General features: G+C 70.0%; 4 protein-coding genes. All 4 read left to right on the top strand.

All coding sequences use genetic code 11. The annotated features are described in order from the left end of the window. Positions 1-71: 71 nt before the first annotated feature. The 4 genes from B0T39_RS16115 (at position 72) to B0T39_RS16100 (ending at position 20945) form a co-directional block, all read left to right on the top strand. Positions 72-9617 carry a non-ribosomal peptide synthetase gene (locus B0T39_RS16115; protein WP_176219576.1) on the top strand — a complete coding sequence of 3182 codons (9546 nt, stop codon included), beginning with the start codon at positions 72-74 and terminating at the stop codon, positions 9615-9617. A 207-nt stretch (positions 9618-9824) separates the two neighbouring features. Then, positions 9825-16490: a non-ribosomal peptide synthetase gene (locus tag B0T39_RS16110; protein ID WP_081548315.1), complete on the top strand. Its 6666-nt coding sequence runs from the start codon at positions 9825-9827 to the stop codon at positions 16488-16490. Next, positions 16487-18091 carry an MBL fold metallo-hydrolase gene (locus tag B0T39_RS16105; RefSeq protein ID WP_081548313.1) on the top strand — a complete coding sequence of 535 codons (1605 nt, stop codon included), beginning with the start codon at positions 16487-16489 and terminating at the stop codon, positions 18089-18091. Before B0T39_RS16110 ends, B0T39_RS16105 begins: the two co-directional genes overlap by 4 nt. Before the next feature lie 121 nt (positions 18092-18212). After that, entirely contained in the window at positions 18213-20945 is a 2733-nt protein-coding gene (locus tag B0T39_RS16100) for a condensation domain-containing protein (RefSeq protein WP_081548311.1), read from the top strand. Positions 20946-20967 lie beyond the last annotated feature (22 nt).

Below are 20967 nucleotides of genomic sequence, written 5' to 3'. Positions count from 1 at the left end.
TCGCCGGCCGGCCGCGCATGCGCGGAAGGTTGCGGCCTCACGCCTGTACCGCAAGCCATCCAAGGTGCGACATGAACGACAACGCCGTTTTCCCCTCCCGCAATCCGCACACCGCGGCCGCTCCCGCCGAAACCTTCGCCGCCCTGTTCGCCCGAAGCGCGACGGACCATCCCGACGCCATCGCGCTGCGACACGGCGCGCGCGCGCTCAGCTACCGCGAGCTGGACGGCCAGGCCAATCGTCTGGCCCATTATCTGCGGGAACTGGGTATAGACCGCGAAACGCCGGTGGGACTGTGCCTGGACCGCTCGCCCGAACAAATCATCGCCATGCTGGCCATTTTCAAGGCCGGCGGCGCCTATTTGCCGCTGGACCCCGACTACCCGCGGGAAAGGCTGGCCTACATTCTCAACGACGCCATGCCGGCCGCGCTGCTGACGCGGGCCGCGCTGACCGAGCAACTGCCGGTCCACTGGGCGCGGGTGGTGGAACTGGATACCGAACAGCCGATGTGGCAGGCGCAGCCGGAACAGGCGCTTCCGCTTCTCGATTCCCCGGACCAGCTGGCTTATCTGATCTACACCTCGGGCTCCACCGGCCAGCCCAAGGGCGTGGCGGTGACTCACCGCGGCATAGGCGCTCTGGCGCGCGCCCAGAGCCGGCGCTTCGGCATCCGCCCCGGCGCCCGCGTACTGCAATTCGCGTCCTCCAGTTTTGACGCGGCCTTCTCCGAAATCGCCATGACCCTGCTTTCCGGCGCCTGCCTGGTCACCGCGCCAGCGGAGGAATTGACGCCGGGCGCGGCGCTGGCGGACTTGCTCGCCCGCCAGAAAATCAGCCATCTGACCCTGCCTCCCAGCGCGCTGGCCCTCATGCCGGACGGCGGCATCCCGCAGGATTGCGGCCTGATCGTCGCCGGCGAGGCCTGCCCGGCGGCCCAGGCGCGGCGCTGGTCCGCCGGCCGGACCATGCTGAACGCCTACGGCCCCACCGAGGCCACCGTGTGCGCGACGATGAGCGGCCAGATGCGGGACGACGAGCCCGCCGATATCGGCGCGCCGCTGCCCGGCGTCCAGGCTTACGTGCTGAACGATGCCCTGCAACCGCTGCCGCCGGGCGTCGAGGGCGAGCTGTATCTCGCCGGCGACGGGCTGGCCCGCGGCTATCTGGGCCGGCCGGCGCTGAGCGCCGAGCGCTTCGTCGCCAATCCCTTCGGCCCCGCCTGCAGCCGCCTGTACCGCAGCGGCGACCTGGCGCGGCTGCGCGCCGACGGCTCGCTGGATTACCTGGGGCGGGCGGACGAACAGCTCAAGCTGCGCGGCTACCGCATCGAGCCCGGCGAGATCGAGCATCTGCTGACCCAGCAAGCCGGCGTGAGCCAGGCCGTGGTCCGCCTGCGCGAAGACCTGCCCGGCATCAAGCAGCTGATCGCCTACGTCGTTTCCCGCGCCGGCCTGCAAGCCGACGGCGCGGCCTTGCGCACGGCGCTGGCCGAGCAACTGCCGGATTACATGGTGCCGGCGGCGGTGGTGCCGCTGGAGCGCCTGCCGCTGACCCCCAACGGCAAGGTGGACAAACAGGCGCTGCCCGCGCCGGATTTCGAAAACGCCGACGCCGGCGAGGCGCGGGACTGGCTGGAGAAAACGCTGGCCAAGCTGTACGCGGAAGTGCTGGGGCTGTCCAGGGTGGGTCTGGGCCAGGGCTTCTTCGACCTGGGCGGCGACAGCATCAGCGCCATTCTGCTGGTCAGCCGCGCCCGCGCCCACGGCCTGCAATTCAGCCCGCAGGATGTTTTCGACCATCCCAGCATCGAGCGTCTGGCGCTCCGGGTCCGCCCGGCGGAGCCCGACGCGGCGGCGGGCGAATTGCCGCCGGCCAGCGCCGCGGACCTGGAAAGCATCCGCGCCCGCTATCCGGCGGTCAGCGCGGTGCTGCCCTTGTCGCCGCTGCAGCGGGGCCTGCTGTTCCATCTGTTGTACGACGAGGGTCAAAGCGACGTCTACCTGATACAGATGGGCTTCCAGCTGGACGGCCAGCTGGACGCGGACAAGCTGCGGGCGGCCGCCGAAGGCTTGCTACAACGCCATCACCATCTGCGCGCCGCCTTCGCCGCGGACGGGCTGGAACAGCCGGCTCAAATCGTACTGGAGCGCGTGGAGACGCCTTGGAGCGAACTGGACCTATCCGCGCATCAGGCCGATGAACAGTTGCGAGTCCTGGAGCGGCTGCGCGAGGACGACTACGCCGCTGGCGTGGACCCGGCGCGCGCGCCGCTGCTGCGTTTTACCCTGGTCAAGCTGGACGCGGAGCGCCACCAGCTGCTGTGGAGCTTCCACCACCTGTTGTTCGACGGCTGGTCGGTGCCGGTGCTGCTGCGCGAACTGTTCGCCCTCTACCGCGGCGACGCGCTGCCGCCCGCCATTCCCTACCGCGACTACCTGGCCTGGCTGCACAACCGCGACCGCGACGCCGCCAAACGCCAATGGATCAAGCATCTGGCCGGGCTGGAGCAGCCGGCGCGCTTGGCGCCCAGCGCGCAAAAAAGCCAGCAGCTGCCGCGCAACCACAATGTGACGGCAGAGCCCGCCGTCTACGCCGCGCTGGAGCGGCTGGCCCGCCGGCAAGGCCTCACCCTCAACACCCTGCTGCAAGCGGCCTGGGCCATCCTGCTCGCCCGCCTCTCCGCCGCCGACGACGTCGTCTTCGGCGTTACCGTCTCCGGACGCCCGCCGGAGCTCCCCGGCGTCGAACGCATGGTCGGCCTGCTGATCAACACCGTCCCGCTGCGCCTGAGGCTGCAGCCCGAGGAAACCCTGGCCGCCCTGCTGCAACGCCTGCAAACCCAGCAGGCCGCGTTGATCGAGCATCAGCACCTCAGCCTCGCCGAGATCCAGCAGGCCGCCGGCCTTGGCGACTTGTTCGACACCCTGCTGGTCTTTGAAAACTACCCGATCGCCGATGACGATCGCCGCGTGGACGACACACTGTCCATCGGCTACCTGGGCGGCCAGGGCGTGGACACCTCGCACTATCCGCTCAACCTGTGCGCCGTCCCCGGACCCGCGCTCGAGCTGCGCTTCGGCTATCGGCCCGATCTCTTCTCCGCCGACGCCGTCGACGGCATCGCCCGGCAGTTGTTGGAACTGCTGCGCCTGATCGCCGAACAGCCCGAGCTGCCGCTCGCCCGCATCCCGCCGGCCTCCCCGGCCCAGCAAGACGCGCTCGCCGCCTGGAACCGCACCGACGCCCCGCTGCCCGCCGCCACCCTGACCCAGTTGCTGGAACGCCAGGCGGAACTCAGCCCCGACGCCGAGGCGCTGCGCTTCGACGATGTCGCCCTCAGCTACCGCCAGTTGCACCAACGCGCCAACCGCCTCGCCCGCCGACTGCGCGCCGACGGCGTCGGCCCCGAGACCCTGGTCGCCGTCGCGCTGCCCCGTTCCATCGATCTGGTGGTGGCCCTGCTCGCCGTGCTCAAGGCCGGCGGCGCTTATCTGCCGCTCGATCTCGACTACCCGCCCGAACGCATCGCCTTCATGCTGGCCGACGCCCAGCCCGCCATCGTCCTGTCCCGTTCCGAGCTGCTGGCCGGCCTGCCCATCGAACGCGCTTTGTGCCTGGACCAGCTCCACGATGCGCTCGAGATCCTGTCCGATGCGCCGCTGGACCTCCCCGGCGACGACAGGCATCCGGCCTACGTCATCTACACCTCCGGCTCCACCGGCCGCCCCAAAGGCGCCGTCAACAGCCACCGCGCCATCGTCAACCGCCTGCTGTGGATGCAGCACGCCTACCCGCTGGCCGACGACGACGTGGTGCTGCAAAAAACCCCGTCCAGCTTCGACGTCTCGGTCTGGGAGTTCTTCTGGCCGCTGATGGCCGGCGCCTCGCTGCTGCTGGCCCGACCCGACGGCCATCGTGATCCCGTCTATTTGGCCGAGCTGATCCGCCGCCGCGGCGTCACCACCCTGCATTTCGTCCCCTCCATGCTGGACGCCTTCCTGCAGGAGCCCGCCAGCGCCGGCTGCGCCAGCCTGCGCCGCGTGCTGTGCAGCGGCGAAGCCTTGCCCGCGCCGCTGCTGGCCCGCGCCGCCCAGACGCTGCCCTGCCCGCTGCATAATCTCTACGGCCCCACCGAAGCCGCCGTCGACGTCACCGCCTGGACCTGCGATCCGGCAAGCGACAGCCGCTCGGTGCCCATCGGCCACCCAATCTGGAACACCCAGCTCTTCGTGCTCGATTCCATGCTGCGGCCCTTACCGCCCGGCATCCCCGGCGAGCTCTATCTGGGCGGCGTCGGCCTGGCCCGCGGCTATCTGCGCCGTCCGGCTCTGACTGCCGAACGCTTCGTCGCCCATCCCTTCGCCGCCGGCCAGCGGCTGTACCGCACCGGCGACCGCGTCGTCCGCCGCGAGGACGGCGCGCTGGACTACCTGGGCCGCCTAGACCATCAGGTCAAGCTGCGCGGACTGCGCATCGAGCTGGGCGAGATCGAAGCCGCGCTGCTGGACCAGCCCGGCGTCGCCCAGGCCGTGGTGCTGATCCGCGAGGACGCGCCCGGGCAGCGCCGGCTGGTCGCCTACGCGGTGCCCGCCGCCGGCGCCCAAGCCGATGTCGCGCGCTGGCGCGACGCGCTGGCCACCCGCCTGCCCGACTACATGGTGCCCGCCGCCTGGGTGGCACTGGACGCGCTGCCGCTCACCCCCAACGGCAAGCTGGACCGTCGCGCCTTGCCGGCGCCGGAGCTGGCGCTGGCCGAGCACCGCGAGCCGGTCACCGAGAAAGAAAAACTGCTGGCCGAGGCCTTCGCCCAAACCCTGGGCCTGGAGCGCGTCGGCCTGGACGACAGCTTCTTCCATCTCGGCGGAGACAGCATCAGCTCCATCCAACTGGTGAGCCTGGCCCGCAAACGGGGGCTGAGCCTGACGCCGCGCCAAGTATTCGAACACCCCAGCGTCCGCGGCCTCGTCCAAGTTGCGACCGAGGCCTCGGCCCGACCCGTTGAAGCGCGCGCCGACGCGCCGCTGCTGCGGCTGGAGCCGGCCGAAATCGAGCGCCTGAGCCGCCGCCGTCCCGGCCTCGCCGAGCTGCTGCCGCTGACGCCGCTACAGCAAGGCCTGCTGTTCCACGCGCTGTACGACCACTCCGCCGCCAACCCCTATGTGGTACAGATGCGCATCGAGCTGGACGGCGCGCTTGACGGGACAGCGCTGCGCCACGCCGTCGAACGTCTGCTGAGCCGCCACCCGCATCTGCTGTCCTCCTTCATTCACGAGGACACCCTGCAACCGATGCAGGCGCTGAGCCTGGACAGCGCCGCGCCGTGGCGGGAAGCCGATCTGTCGGCGCTCAGCGACGACGAGGCGCGCGCGCGGCTGGAAGACATGCAGGCGGCCGATCATGGGGAGAGCATGCCGCCGGACCGCGGGCCGCTGCTGCGCTTCACCCTGATCCGGCTGGCGCCGGAGCGCCATCGCCTGCTCTGGACTTTCCATCATCTGCTGCTAGACGGCTGGTCCCTTCCCGTGCTGCTGGAAGAACTGTTCGCGCTCTACCGCCAGGGAGAATCGGCCGCGCTGCCGCCCGCGCCGGCCTATCGCGATTACCTGCAATGGCTGTCCAGCCGCGATCAGGCCGCCGCCCGCCAGGCCTGGGGCGACTACCTGCGCGGCGTGGACGAGCCCACCCTGGTCGCGCCCGGTCTCCCCGCCGCCGAACGGCGGCCGGATCTGCACACCGTCGCGCTGACGGCGGAGCTCAGCGCCGCGCTGGCCGCCCAGGCGCGGTGCCGGGGGCTGACCCTCAACACCCTGACCCAGGCCGCGTGGGGCCTGCTGTTGGCGCGCCTGACCGGCCGCGACGATCTGCTGTTCGGCATCACCGTGTCCGGGCGGACCGCGCCCTTGGAAGACATCGAGCGGCTGCCCGGCCTGCTGATCAACACCGTGCCGCTGCGCCTGAAACTGGAGCCGTCGGCCACGCTGGCCGGCTTCTTGGACGACCTGCAATCGCGCCAGGCCGCGATGATGGAGCATCAGCATCTCGGACTCGGCGACATCCAACAGCTGACGGACATGGAGGCATTGTTCGACACGCTGATGGTGTTCGAAAACTATCCGCAGCTCGACGCGCTGCGGCAAAACCGCGCCGACGACGGCCTGAGCGTACGTCCCGTCGACGGCTTGGGCGGCGACGTGTCGCATTACCCGCTGGGCCTCTGCGTGGTGCCGGGGGAAAGGCTGGAACTCCGGCTGGGCTGCCGCGCCGACGCCTTCCCGCCGGCCGCGGCGGAGTGCCTCCTCGCCAGCCTGACGCGCCTGTTCCAGGCGTTGGCCGGCGATCTCGACCTGCCGTTGGCCAGCCTGCGCTGGCTGGACGAGGCCGAAAACCGCCAGCTGGACGGCTGGAACGCCACCGCGCGTCCCGCCGCGCCGGCGACGCTGCCCGAGCTGTTCCGCCGGCAGGCCCAGCTGACGCCGAACGCCGTCGCGGTCTGCGCCGGCGAGGTTCGCCTGAGCTACCAGCAGCTGGACCAGCAATCCAACGCGCTGGCCCACCGCTTGCGCGCGGCCGGCGTGACCTTGGAAACACCGGTGGCACTGTGGCTGCAACGCGGCCCGCTGTTGCCAGTGGCCATCCTCGGCGTGCTCAAGGCCGGCGGCTGCTATATCCCGCTACACACCGCTCAGCCGGAAGAGCGGCGAGCCTGGACCCTGACCCAGTCGCGCGCCGCGCTGCTGCTGGCCGACGAGGCCCCGGCGTCGGCCATGCTGCCGCCGGGCCTGCCGGTGCTGCGGATAGACGGCCCGTCCGACAGCGCCGAGCACCCGCCCCGCCTGGAGCTGACCCCCGACGCGCTGGCCTATGTGATGTACACCTCCGGCTCCACCGGCGTGCCCAAGGGCATAGGCATCAGCCACGCCAACGTCAGGGATCTGGCGCTGGACCGCCGCTGGGAGGGCGCGTCCCAGAGCAAGGTGCTGCTGCACTCTCCGCATGCCTTCGACGCCTCCACCTACGAGCTGTGGGCGCCCTTGCTGCACGGCGGCCAGACGACGCTGGCGCCGCCGGGAGACAACGACATCGACTCGCTGGCGGACGTCCTGCAGCGGGAAAGCGTCACCGCGGCCTTCCTGACCACCGCGCTGTTCAACCTGCTGGCCGAGGAGCGGCCAGAATGCTTCGCCAGCTTGCGCACGCTGTGGACCGGCGGCGAAGCCGCCTCGCTCCGCGCCTTCCAGCGGGTGAGGGAACGCTATCCGCAACTGGAGCTGGTCCACGTCTACGGCCCCACCGAGACCACCACCTTCGCCACCTGCTACCCGCTGCCGCGCGATCAGACGCTGACTGCGCCGCTGCCGATAGGCGCGCCGATGGACAATACCCGCGCCTATGTGCTCGATTCCGCGCTGCGCCCGCTGCCAGCAGGCGCGCCCGGCGAACTCTACCTGGCCGGCAGCGGCCTCGCGCGCGGCTATCTGGATCAGCCGGCGCTCAGCGCCGAGCGTTTCGTGGCCAACCCCTTCGGCCCCGCCGGCAGCCGCTTGTACCGCAGCGGCGACCGGGCGCGCTGGCGCGCCGACGGCCAGCTGGAATTCCTCGGCCGCGCCGATCAACAAATCAAGCTGCGCGGCTTCCGCATCGAACTCGGCGAAATCGAGGCCAGGCTGTGCGAACACCCGGCCGTGTCCCAGGCGCGGTCGGTGCTGCGCGAGACGGACGGCGCGCCGCGCCAGCTGCTCGCCTATGTCGCGCTCCACCCCGGCGCCGACATCGACCCGTCCACGCTCAGACAAGCCTTGGCGGCGCAACTGCCGGACTATATGGTGCCGGCCGCCGTCGTCGCGCTGGACGCGCTGCCGCTGACCCCCAACGGCAAGCTGGACCACCGCGCGCTGCCCGCGCCCGATTTCCAGGCCGGCAAGCAACGGCCTCCGCGCAGCGACGCCGAACGCATCCTGGCCGGGCTGTACGCCGAGCTGCTGGGCCTGGACGAAGTCGGTCTGGACGACGGCTTCTTCGATCTCGGCGGCGACAGCATCGCCTCCATCCTGCTGGTCAGCCGCGCGCGGCGGCAAGGCTTGCTGCTCAGCCCGCGCGAGGTCTTCCTCCATCCTCGGGTGGAGGCGCTGGCCGCTGTCGCCCGGCCGGTCGTCGCCGTCGCGGCCGAGGACACCGCGGAGGGCCCGCTGCCGGCGACGCCCATCATCCGCTGGTGGCTGGAGCGCGGCGGCCCGCAAAGCGGCTTCTACCAATCCATGCTGTTGCAAACCCCCGCCGGATTGGAACAAGCCCATCTGCTGCAGGCGCTGCAAGCACTGCTGGACAAACACGATGCATTGCGCATGCGGCTGGATGCCGACAACGGCCTGAGCGTGCCGCCGGTCGGCTCGACCTCGGCGCAGGATTGCCTGCGCCGCATCCCGGCGGACGCGCATCTGGAGATCCCGCCGGCCGACATCGCCGCCGCGGCGCGGCAGCTGGACCCTGCCTCCGGCGCCATGCTGCGGGCGCTGTGGCTGGACGCCGGCCCGGACGCGCCGGGCCGGCTGTGGCTGGGCATCCATCACTTGGCGGTGGACGGCGTTTCCTGGCGCATTCTGCTGCCCGACCTGGCCTCCGCCTGGCGCGATACCCGCGCCGGCCAGCCCATCCGGCTCGATCCGGTGGCCACCTCCTTCCGCCGCTGGGCGCTGCTGCTGAACGAGGACGCCGTCCGCCCCGCCCGCGCGGCCGAAGTACCAATGTGGGCAAGTATCCAGAACCAGCCCGATCCGCTGCTGTCGCCCTGCCCGCTGGACCCTGCGCTGGACACGGCCGGCGCCAGCCGGCGTCTGAGCGTGGCGCTGCCTTCCGCCGTGACCGCCGATCTGCTGACCCGGGTGCCGGCGCTGTTCCATGCCGGCATCAACGACGTGCTGCTCACCGGCTTCGCGCTAGCGGCGGCGCGCTGGCGGCAAGGCCGGGGGCAGGACGGCGGCACGGCGGTTCGTCTGGAGTTGGAAGGCCACGGCCGCGAGGAGCTGGGCGAGCATTGCGATCTCTCCCGCACCGTGGGCTGGTTCACCAGCCTGTTCCCCGTCTGCCTCGATCCCGGCGCGTCGGCCTTGGACGACGACGCCGTGCTGGGCGCGGCGCTGAAGCGGGTCAAGGAGCAGCTGCGCGCGCTGCCGGACCGGGGCCTGGGGTACGGTCTGCTGCGCTATCTCAATCCGGAGACCGCCGCCCAACTGAGCGGCGCCGCGCCGGCGCAACTCGGCTTCAACTATCTGGGACGTTTCTCCACGCCGGCCCGCGGCGACTGGATGCCGGCGCCGGAAGCGGCCGGGCTGGACGGAAACAGCGATCCTTCGGTGCCTTTATCCCACGCGATCGAGCTCAACGCCGCCACCCACGATGGCCCTGACGGGCCGGAACTGGTGGCCACCTGGCTGTGGGCCGGCCGCCTGTTCGACCGGCAGGAGATTGAAAAGCTGGCGGAAGACTGGTTCGACGCGCTGCGCGCCTTGGCCAGGCTGGGCCGCGCGCCGGACGCCGGCGGCAGCACCCCGTCCGATCATCCCCTGGCCGGCGGGCTGTCGCAGGAGGAGATAGACCTGATCGAAGCCGGCTTCTAAGAACCTTTTTACGACCTGTTGCGCGCCAGCGATACAGCGTTAAAAACAAGCTCAAAATGCTCATGTACCCCTTTGTACACTCCGCTTTTTCGCTCGTTTTCGCCTTGTCTCGCTCTTGTTCGCTAGATCGTAACCACTCTCTTAAGAACCGGTTCCAAATACTTTCCGGGCGGCCGCCGACGGCGACCGCCCATTGCGAGGTTAACAATGTCGAAGATCGCCGAAATCCTGCCGCTGTCTCCATTGCAGCAAGGATTGCTGTTTCACGCGCTGTACGACGAACGCGAGGCGGACGCCTACCATGTCCGCAACCGCTTCGAGCTGCGCGGCGTCCTGGACGCCGGCCGGCTCAAGCGCGCGGCGGAGGCGCTGCTGCAACGCCATCCCAATCTGCGCGCCGCCTTCGTCTACAAGGGGCTGGCGCAGCCGCGTCAGGTGGTGCCCCGCGAATTCGAACTGGATTGGCGTGAGGAAGATCTGTCCGGCCGGGACGCCGCCGCGCTGGACGCGCTGCTGGAGGCGGACCTGCGCCGCCGCTTCGATCCGGGCAAGCCGCCGCTGCTGCGCTTCATCCTGGTCAAGCTCGACGCGGAGCGCCATCAGCTACTGTGGAGCTTCCACCACCTGCTGTTCGACGGCTGGTCCATGCCCATCCTGATGGACGAGCTGTTCGCGCTCTACCGCCAGGGAGAATCGGCCGCGCTGCCGCCCGCCGCGCCCTACCGCGATTATCTGGCCTGGCTGCAACAACAGGACAAGGCCGCCGCCGCCCGCGCCTGGGCCGCCAGCCTGGAAGCCCTGGACGAACCGGCCAAACTGGCCTCCGCCGCCGCGGGGGAGCGCCAGTTGATCCTGTCCCGGCAAACCGAAACCGCCCCTCTGCAGGCGCGGGCCCGCCAGTTGGGCGTCACCCTCAACACCTTGCTGCAAGCGGCTTGGGCCATCCTGCTCGCCCGCCTCTCCGCCGCCGACGACGTCGTCTTCGGCGTCACCGTCTCCGGACGCCCGCCGGAGCTGCCCGGCGTCGAACGCATGGTCGGCCTGCTGATCAACACCGTCCCCCTGCGCCTGCGCCTGCAGCCCGAGGAAACCCTCGCCGCCCTGCTGCAACGCCTGCAAACCCAGCAGGCCGCGTTGATCGAGCACCAGCACCTCAGCCTCGCCGAAATCCAGCAAGCGGCGGGAAGAACGGAGCTGTTCGACACCTTGCTGGTTTTCGAAAGCTATCCGGCTCTACCCGGCGCGGCCGACGGCAAGGTAGCCGACGGTCTGGCCTTGATTCCGCTCGGCGGCGACGGCGCCGACACCTCGCACTATCCGCTCAGCCTGTGCGCCGTCCCCGGACCCGCGCTCGAGCTACGCTTCGGCTATCGGCCCGATCTCTTCTCCGCCGACGCCGTCGACGGCATCGCCCGGCAATTGCTGGAACTGCTGCGCCTGATCGCCGAACAGCCCGAGCTGCCGCTCGCCCGCATCCCGCCGGCCACGCCGGCCCAACAAGACGCGCTCGCCGCCTGGAACCGCACCGACGCCCCGCTGCCCGCCGCCACCCTGACCCAGTTGCTGGAACGCCAGGCGGAACTCAGCCCCGACGCCGAGGCGCTGCGCTTCGACGATGTCGCCCTCAGCTACCGCCAGTTGCACCAACGCGCCAACCGCCTCGCCCGCCGACTGCGCGCCGACGGCGTCGGCCCCGAGACCCTGGTCGCCGTCGCGCTGCCCCGTTCCATCGATCTGGTGGTGGCCCTGCTCGCCGTGCTCAAGGCCGGCGGCGCTTATCTGCCGCTCGATCTCGACTACCCGCCCGAACGCATCGCCTTCATGCTGGCCGACGCCCAGCCCGCCATCGTCCTGTCCCGTTCCGAGCTGCTGGCCGGCCTGCCCATCGAACGCGCTTTGTGCCTGGACCAGCTCCACGATGCGCTCGAGATCCTGTCCGATGCGCCGCTGGACCTCCCCGGCGACGACAGGCATCCGGCCTACGTCATCTACACCTCCGGCTCCACCGGCCGCCCCAAAGGCGCCGTCAACAGCCACCGCGCCATCGTCAACCGCCTGCTGTGGATGCAGCACGCCTACCCGCTGGCCGACGACGACGTGGTGCTGCAAAAAACCCCGTCCAGCTTCGACGTCTCGGTCTGGGAGTTCTTCTGGCCGCTGATGGCCGGCGCCTCGCTGCTGCTGGCCCGACCCGACGGCCATCGTGATCCCGTCTATTTGGCCGAGCTGATCCGCCGCCGCGGCGTCACCACCCTGCATTTCGTCCCCTCCATGCTGGACGCCTTCCTGCAGGAGCCCGCCAGCGCCGGCTGCGCCAGCCTGCGCCGCGTGCTGTGCAGCGGCGAAGCCTTGCCCGCGCCGCTGCTGGCCCGCGCCGCCCAGACGCTGCCCTGCCCGCTGCATAATCTCTACGGCCCCACCGAAGCCGCCGTCGACGTCACCGCCTGGACCTGCGATCCGGCAAGCGACAGCCGCTCGGTGCCCATCGGCCACCCAATCTGGAACACCCAGCTCTTCGTGCTCGATTCCATGCTGCGGCCCTTACCGCCCGGCATCCCCGGCGAGCTCTATCTGGGCGGCGTCGGCCTGGCCCGCGGCTATCTGCGCCGTCCGGCTCTGACTGCCGAACGCTTCGTCGCCCATCCCTTCGCCGCCGGCCAGCGGCTGTACCGCACCGGCGACCGCGTCGTCCGCCGCGAGGACGGCGCGCTGGACTACCTGGGCCGCCTAGACCATCAGGTCAAGCTGCGCGGACTGCGCATCGAGCTGGGCGAGATCGAAGCCGCGCTGCTGGACCAGCCCGGCGTCGCCCAGGCCGTGCTCCTGATCCGCGAGGACGCGCCCGGGCAGCGCCGGCTGGTCGCCTACGCGGTGCCCGCCGCCGGCGTCCAGGCCGACGTCGCGCGCTGGCGCGACGCGCTGGCCACCCGCCTGCCCGACTACATGGTGCCTGCCGCCTGGGTGGTGCTGGATGCGCTGCCGCTCACCCCCAACGGCAAGCTGGACCGCCGCGCCTTGCCGGCGCCGGAGCTGGCGCTGGCCGAGCACCGCGAGCCGGTTACAGAGAAAGAGAAGCTGCTGGCCGAGGCCTTCGCCCAAACCCTGGGTCTAGAGCGCGTCGGCCTGGACGACAGCTTCTTCAACCTCGGCGGCGATTCGCTGCTAGCGCTGCGGCTGAAGGGGCTGGCGCTCAAAGCCGGCGTCTCCTTCGAGCTTGCCAACCTGTTCGAACACCACAGCGTGGCGCTGCTGGCCGCCCATGCCGAACAGGCGACCGCCGCCGCCGCGCCGGCGGAGCCCTTTTCCCTGCTGGACCCCGCCGACCGCCGGCGGTTGCCGCCGGACGTGGTGGACGCCTACCCGCTCAGCCAATTGCAGCAGGGCATGCTGTTCCACAGCGCCTTCCGCGATGGCTCGACGCTGTACCACAACATCGTTGGACTGGCGGTGTCCCAGCCTTACGACGCCGCCGCGCTGCGCCGCGCGCTGGACGCGCTGTGCCGGCGGCACGAGTTGCTGCGCACCCGCTTCGCGCTGGATGGCTATCTCGAACCCTTGCAACTGGTATTGGCGACGGCCGCCATTCCACTGGGAGAAGATGATCTCGGCCACTTGCCGCCCGCCGCCCAGCAAGACACCCTTGCCGCCTTCATCGCCGCCTGGTCGAAACAAGCTTTCGATCCCGGCGCCGCGCCGCTGCTGCACGCCCACGCCCACCGGCTGGACGAGCGGCGCTTCCATCTGACACTGCGCATCCACCACGCCATCCTCGACGGCTGGAGCGACTCGGTCTTCATCGTCGAACTCGCCCAGCTCTACCAGGCCGAATTGGCCGACCAGCCCTGCCGGCTGCCCGCGCTGTCCAGCCGCTACCGCGACTACATCGCGCTGGAGCGTCAGGCAATGGCCTCGCCGGCCAGCCGGGATTTCTGGCGGGAACAGCTGCGCGGTTACGAAGCCGCCCCCGCGCTGCTCGCGCGGGAGGAAAACACCGCCGTGGCGGCCGACGGCCCGCTGCAGATCCACGCCGACATCGCCATAGACGAGCCAGTTTCGACGGCGCTGACCGCGCTGGCGCGCCGCTTGAACGCGCCGCTGAAATCGGTGCTGCTGGCCGCCCACCTGGCGGCGTTGGCCATGCTGACCGGCAAGGGCGGCGCCTGCACCGCGCTGGTCACCAACGGCCGGCCGGAAACCGCGGACGCGGAGCATATGGTGGGCCTGTTCCTGAACTCGGTGCCGCTGCGCATGGACATCCAGCGCGAATCCTGGACCCGGCTGATAGGCCGCGTGATAGACGCGGAACGGGCGTTGCTGCCGCACCGGCGCTATCCGCTGGCCACCATGTTGCGCGACGCCGGCCTGCGCGACGCTGGCGAGGCCATCTTCAACTACACGCATTTCCAGGCGCTGGAAGCGCTGGCCGACTGGCGCCAGCAGGATAGTGCAATGGACAACAGCTTCACGCTGCAGATCAATTTCCGCCCCGACGGCGCGCGCATCGTCGGCAGCCTGACCGCCCACCGCGACGCCCATGACGCCGACGCGTTGCGGCGCTACGCCCGCTGCTACGCCGCCGTGCTCGCGCAGCTGGCCGGCGATCCCGACGGCCCAGTACGCCGCCTGAACCTGCTGGACGAGGACGAGCGCCGCCTGCTGCTGGATGGCCGGGCCAGCGCCCGCGACATCGCGCCGCTGCCGCTGTGCGAGCTGTTCGAGCGGCAAGTCCGCCGCGCGCCGGACGCGCCGGCGCTGGACTGCGACGGCGAAACCTTGAGCTACGCCGAGCTCAACCGCCGGGCCAACCGGCTGGGCCGGCGGCTGATCGCCGCGGGCATCGGCCCCGGCCGGCTGGTGGCGGTCGCGCTGCCCAAATCGGCGGCGCTGCTCGTCTCGCAATTGGCAGTGCTGAAAGCCGGAGCCGCCTATCTGCCGCTGGACCTCAACTACCCAGCCGAGCGGTTGGCGCTGATGCTGGACGACGCCCGCCCCGCCCTGGTGCTGAGCGACGCGGGCTCCGCCGCCCGCCTGCCGCAAACCGCCGGGCCGATGCTGGCGCCGGAGGCCGACGACGAGCTGTTCGCGGACGGCGACATCGCCCAGCAAGAAAGGCTGCGGCCGCTGACGGCGGACGATCTGGCCTACGTGATCTACACCTCCGGCTCCACCGGCCGGCCCAAAGGCGTCGCGGTCGGCCACGCCGGACTGGCCAGCCTGGCGCAGGACCTGAAAGAGCGCTGCGCGCTGGACGCGTCCGCGCGCGTGCTGCAGTTCTCCTCGCCGGGCTTCGACGCCTCGGTGCTGGAAATGCTGATGGCCTTCGCCGGCGGCGCCTGCCTGGTGCCCGCCAACGCCAGACAGCTGGACGCCGACAGCCTGGTGGGCACGTTGCGCGCCGCCCGCGTCAGCCACGCGCTGCTGCCCCCGGCGCTGCTGGCCATGCTGGAACCGGCGCCGGACCTGCTGCCCGGCGCGCTGCTGGTCGGCGCCGACGCCTGCCCCGCCGAGGTAGTGGCCAAATGGGCGCGCGGCCGCCGAATGATCAACGCCTACGGCCCCACCGAATCCACTATCTGCGCCACCTTGAGCGACCACCTGACCAACGGCGCGCCGCCCATAGGCCGGCCAGTGCTCAACAGCCAGGTCTATCTGCTGGACGAGGCCTTGCAAGCGGTGCCCGTCGGCGTCGCCGGCGAGCTGTACGTGGCCGGCGCCGGCCTGGCGCGCGGCTATCTTAACCGCCCCGCGCTCAGCGCCGAGCGCTTCGTCGCCAATCCCTACGGCCCGCCCGGCAGCCGCTTGTACCGCAGCGGCGACAAGGCGCGCCGCCTGGCCGACGGCCAGCTGGAATTCCTCGGCCGCCTCGATCAGCAGATCAAGCTGCGCGGCTATCGCATCGAGCCGGGCGAGATCGAGGCCGCGCTGCTCGCGCAAACCGGCGTGGCCCAGGCCGTGGTCTTGCCTGTCGACGACGATGGCCGCAAGCGCCTGGTCGCCTATGCCGTCCCGCGCGCCGGCGCCAGCCTGGACGGCGCGCGGCTGCGCGCCGAGCTGGCCGCCGGCCTGCCCGACTACATGGTGCCCGCCACGGTGACGGTCTTGCCCGCGCTGCCTTTGAACGCCCACGGCAAGCTGGACCGCGGCGCGCTGCCGGCGCCGGTCTTCGCGGCCGCGCCGCAGCGCTTGCCGGCCACGCCGCTTGAACAGACGCTGGCGGAGCTGTTCGCGGAAACGCTGCGCTTGCCGGCCGTGGATCTGGACGCCGGCTTCTTCGAACTGGGCGGCGACTCCTTGCTGGCAATGCGGCTGGCCGCCCGCATCCGCGGCAAGCTGGGCGTCAGACTGTCGATGGAACAGCTCTTCCTCGCCCCCAGCGTCGCCGAATTGGCGCGACGCCCGGCGTTTGGCCGCCCGGACGAATCCTCGTCGGCGGCCGGCGGCCGCTCGTTCTGGCTGACCGTCAGCCAGCAAGACGGCGCGCCGGTCTCGCTGCGCTGCGACGGGGAGCTGGAGCTGCCGGCCTTGCGCCAGGCCTTGCGCGAGCTGGGCCGCCGTCACGCCGCCCTGAACGCGCCGGCCGAAACAGGGGCAACGATCAACACCGCCAACGGCCAGGCCTTGCCCGCCGCGCTGCGCCAGGCCGCGGACAGCGGCGCCGGCGCGCCGATCGCGCCGCTGCTGCGGGAGCTGGCCCAGGCTTACGCCGCTCGCGCCGACGGCGGCGCCCCCGATTGGACGCCGCTGCCGCGGCCATACGCCGACTACGCGGACTACGCCGCGTCGCGCGCAGAACTCAGCCAGGCGACGGCCCCGTCCGACACGCCGGCTTCGCGCCATTCCACCCCCTCTTCCACGACATTGGAGCAAGCATGAACACTCCCCATCCCGACGCGGCCGTCCACCTGAAAAGCGGCGTCAAACTGGAACCGCTGTTCCACCGCTGGTACGCCTGGAGTCATCTGGTGTCGCCGGTCCAGCAGGCGATCAATCTGGCCTTCCGCCAGATTCCGCTGCTGCGCTCCTTCATCGCCAACCCCAATGTGCACATCGCCGCCTCCAAAAACCCCCAGATGCTGGGCGGCCCCTTCCTGGAACTGCCGGCCAGCGATCTGCCCGCGGTGCGCCGCCTGCTGCAGGACACGCTGAAGGACGCGGCGCCGCTGCTCCGCTTCGCCGAAGACCTGCAAAAGCTCAACCGCCAGCTGCAGCAAACCGCCAGCGGCCACAGCCTGGACGCGGTCTACGCCGAGTTGCCGCCCACGCTGGCCGGCCTGATCGAAGTCAGCTACGACCTCAACCATCACCCCGGCCTCCGCGTGCTGGACCCATTGCTGAGCTATCCGGACGCCGCGGACGCGGACCGGCAGGCGCTGGCTTTCAGCACCGAACGCGACGAGCAGCGCCATTTCTTTCTGAACACGCCCCGGCTGGACGGCGACGCCAGGCTGGTGCTCCCGCTGCCCTTCGCCGCGCCTCATCACGAAGCGCTCGCCGCCAGCCGGATACGCGCCGTCCCTTACGCGGAACTGAAGCAGGCGCTGAAGGTGCCTGAGGAACAGGAAGCCCGCTTCCGCGGCTTCTTCGACACCGAAGCGCCGCAGCGCAACCAGCCCGAGTATCACGGCGGCGATGTCCGCATCCGTTACTTCGGCCACGCTTGCGTCTTGCTGCAAACGGCGTCCACCTCGGTCCTGATCGACCCCTTCGTCACCTGGGACCGGGACGGAGAACCGCAGCGGCTGACCTTCGACGATCTGCCCGACCATATCGACTACGTGTTCATCACCCATAACCATCAGGACCACTTCAGCCCGGAACTGCTGCTGCAATTGCGCGGCCGCATCGGCCGCCTCCTGGTGCCGCGCCACAACAGCCGCAGCCTGGCCGATCCATCGATGAAGCTCACGCTGCGCGCGCTCGGCTTCCGCAACGTGTCCGAACTCGAGCCGATGGAAAGCGTGCGCTTCGACGACGGCGAAATCGTCAGCCTGCCGTTTTACGGCGAGCACGCCGACCTGGACATCGAAAGCAAGCATGGCATGTTCCTGCGGCTGAAAAACCGCCGCTTCCTGTTCCTGGCGGACTCGGACTGCAAGGACCGCGCCCTGTACCGCCGCATCGTGGAGCGCCTGGGCAAGGCGGACACGCTGTTCATCGGCATGGAGTGCGACGGCGCGCCGCTCAGCTGGCTGTACGGCCCGTACACCGGCAGCCCGCTCAGCCGGCGCGACGACGAATCCCGCACCTTGTCCGGCTCGGACTGCGAACACGCCTGGAGCATCGTCGAGGAGTTCGACTGTAAGAAGATCTACGTCTACGCGATGGGGCAAGAACCCTGGATGCGCTTCGTCACCGGCCTGGAGTATTCGGCCGACAGCAAGCAGATCGTCGAGTCGAACAAGTTTCTCGAGCGCTGCCGCGCCGCGGGCCTGAGCGCGGAACGGCTGTACGGCTGCAGCAGCTTCAGCTGCTGAGAGCCTGTTCAATCTCTGCCGCGCGCCGTAAAAGCTGCCAGGAAGCCGTCGCCGGCTTGGGGCGCGGGGCTGAATAAAGGCTTTCTCTTGTCGACAGATTGCCAACCCAAGGTATTCGCTTATGAAATTTTCACTCGATGCCGGCTACGGCTGGCTTGCGTCCTCGCATCAGGAACAGCTTTTCTACCTTGACCAGTTGGCGCCGGACGCCGCCTCATGCTCGTTTCCCGTCGTGCTGCGGATAAGCGGCGCGCTGGACGCCGCGGCATTGGAGACGGCCCTGGCCGCGGTCGTGGCCAAACACGAGGCATTGCGCACGACAATGGCCTTCGACGGCGACGAGCTGCGTTGCTCGACGCGGCATGCCTGGCCCGGCCCCTTGCTCCAGCTGAAGCCCCTAGAAGCGGCGAGCGGAGACAGCGCCGGCCTGGCCGCTGCCGTCCGGGAAATCATCCGCCGCCCCTTCGATCTGGCAACGGGGCCCTTGTTCCGCTTTGTTCTCCTTCAGCCGGCGGATGAAGACGCGCGCCTGATCATGACGTTCCATCAGGCCGTTTTCGACGCCTGGTCGGCCGGCATTCTGGCGACGGACCTGGAAACGGCTTACGCCGCGGCCTTGAACGGCGGCAACGTCGAGCTCGCGCCCAATGCGCTCGATTACGCGGACTTCGCTCATTGGCAGCGCGAACAATGGCGTGCCGGCGCGCCCCGGCTTTCACTATTGAGCGCGGGCGGCCCGTTTCCGGCCAAGGTATTGACGGACGGCGCGGAGTTGACGCTCAAGCTCCCCGCCGCTCAGGAGCAACAGCTGCGCCGGCTTCAACAGGAAACGGGAGACGCCTTGCTGCTTGTTTTCTCATCCTTGCTCGGTCTTTTCCTGGGCGCGGAAAGCGGCCGGGATGAAATCCTCATCGGCGCGTCCGTTCCGGGACGACGCCACGCGGAAACCAATGACATCATCGGCCTGTTCGAAACCCCGCTCCCGCTGCGCTTGAGGCTGGACGCCAAGCCTAATCTGCGGGAAATGCTGGACCAGGTCCGCTCGCTGGCCGTGCAAGGACTCGAGAACCGGGACATGGCGCTTGAATCCTCCGCCGCCTTGGCGCCGCCAGGGTTTCAAGTCGCCGCGCGGGTGCAAAAACGCCCGCTCTGGCGTCTCTCCGGCCTGCGGCTGGCCGAGCAGGCGGCGCATGCCGGAGGCGCGAAGCACAATTTGAGCTTTGTCCTGGACGAACGCGACGACGGCCTCTGGCTGGCGCTCGAGTACGCCGGCACCTTGTTCGAAGCCTCGGCCGCCCAGCGGCTCTTGAACGGGCTGGTCCGCTTCGCCGCGCATTGCCTGGCTGATCCTTCCCGCCGGCTGGACGCCTTGTCGGCGGCTGATGGGCAAGAACTCTCCAGCAGCGGGCAAGAGCGGGACACCGGCGCGTCCGCGGCATTGGCGCGGCCCCAGGCCGACGACCGGCTCGGCCTGCTGTCCAGCAATCAGCAAAGCCTGTATTTCTTCGAGAAACTGGCCCCGGACCGCGCCTTGTACAATGTCCCGCTGCATCTGGAGATGCGTGGCCAACTGGACCCCGCCCGCCTGGAGGCGGCGCTGGAGCAGTTGCTGAAGCGTCATGAAGCCCTGTGCACGCGCTTTGTGGAAACGCCGTCCGGCCTGCGTCAGGACATCGGCGCGCCGCCCTCCCGCGTGCTCGACACCGCGGATCTCAGCCAACAGCCGCAGGATAGCCGCGACGCCGGCTTCGCCAGCCTGGAACGGGATTTCAGCTCCACCGCCTTCGACCTCGCCGCCGGCCGGCTCTTCCGCTTTTGCCTAGTACGCCGCGACCGCGAACACTGGGTATTGTTGATGGTGTTTCACCACATGGCGTTTGACGGCCATTCCGCGCAGATATGGCTGCGCGATCTGCGAGCCCTGCTGCGAGGCGGCGCCTTGCCCGCCGTGGGGCCGGCGACGACGGTGAGGGAGGCCGCCGCCGAGGAGCGGGCCTGGCAGCGCAGCCGCGACTATCAAAAGGAATTGAGCCGCTGGCTAGACCGCCTGGCGGGAACCGCGACCCCGCTCAATCTCAGGCCGGACCGCCCGCGCCCGCTGAGACGCGACTACGCCGGGGCCTTCCTGGAGTGCGCCTTGCCCCAGGCGCTGCTGGGCGAGCACATCCAGCGCGCCGCCCAGCTTGGCGCCTCGCCGTTCATGGCCGTCGCCGCCCTGCTCGCCGCCTATCTGTCCGCGCGCGGCCATCAGGCCGACGTCTGCATGGGCTTCCCCCATGGCGGACGCGGCGAAGGCGCGATTGAAGACACCATAGGCAATTTCGTCAATTTGCTGGCCATGCCGGTGCGGATAGAGACAGCCGACACCCCGCGCAACATCATCGAAAAAATCCGCCAAACCGCCCAGGCGAGTTACGCCGGCTACCGGGTGCCGTTCTCCTCCCTCGTCGATCAGCTTGGCGTGGAGCGCGTTCCCGGCCAACACCCGGTCTTCCAGGTGGTGGTCACCGCCGATCAAGACTTCGACGGCTGGACGCAAGACGGCCTGTCCGTGACCTTGCTGCCGGGCAGCAACCCTATCGCCAAGTTCGACCTGGCCTTCGGCTTCAACCTCGCGCGCAGTTGCGTCCGCATAGAGTACGCGACCGATATGTTCGATCCAGCGTCGATTGAAACCATGGGCGCGGAACTATCGGCCTTGCTGTCCCAGTGCGTGTGGGGCTTCGACGCGCCGCTGCGGCAAGCCGCCGGCGCGAACGTCGCCGGGGAAGTGCCGCGCGCCGCGCCCAAGCTGCTGAGAAAACCCAAGCCGGCCGGCGCCGGGAACGCTGGCTTGGCGGCGGACGCGACTTGACCCCATGTCAAGCGCCGACAAC

It is taken from the genome of Chromobacterium haemolyticum (genome assembly GCF_002081825.1).
GTDB classification, from domain to species: Bacteria; Pseudomonadota; Gammaproteobacteria; order Burkholderiales; family Chromobacteriaceae; genus Chromobacterium; species Chromobacterium fluminis.
The sequence above is the reverse complement of the archived record's forward strand: the minus strand, read 5'-3'. Positions and strand labels throughout refer to the sequence as shown.

Bases quoted from the DNA above. Each gene is read 5' to 3' on its own strand.
- B0T39_RS16115 (WP_176219576.1), top strand. From the start codon at position 72: ATGAACGACAACGCCGTTTTCCCCTCCCGCAATCCGCACACCGCGGCC.
- B0T39_RS16110 (WP_081548315.1), top strand. From the start codon at position 9,825: ATGTCGAAGATCGCCGAAATCCTGCCGCTGTCTCCATTGCAGCAAGGA.
- B0T39_RS16105 (WP_081548313.1), top strand. From the start codon at position 16,487: ATGAACACTCCCCATCCCGACGCGGCCGTCCACCTGAAAAGCGGCGTC.
- B0T39_RS16100 (WP_081548311.1), top strand. From the start codon at position 18,213: ATGAAATTTTCACTCGATGCCGGCTACGGCTGGCTTGCGTCCTCGCAT.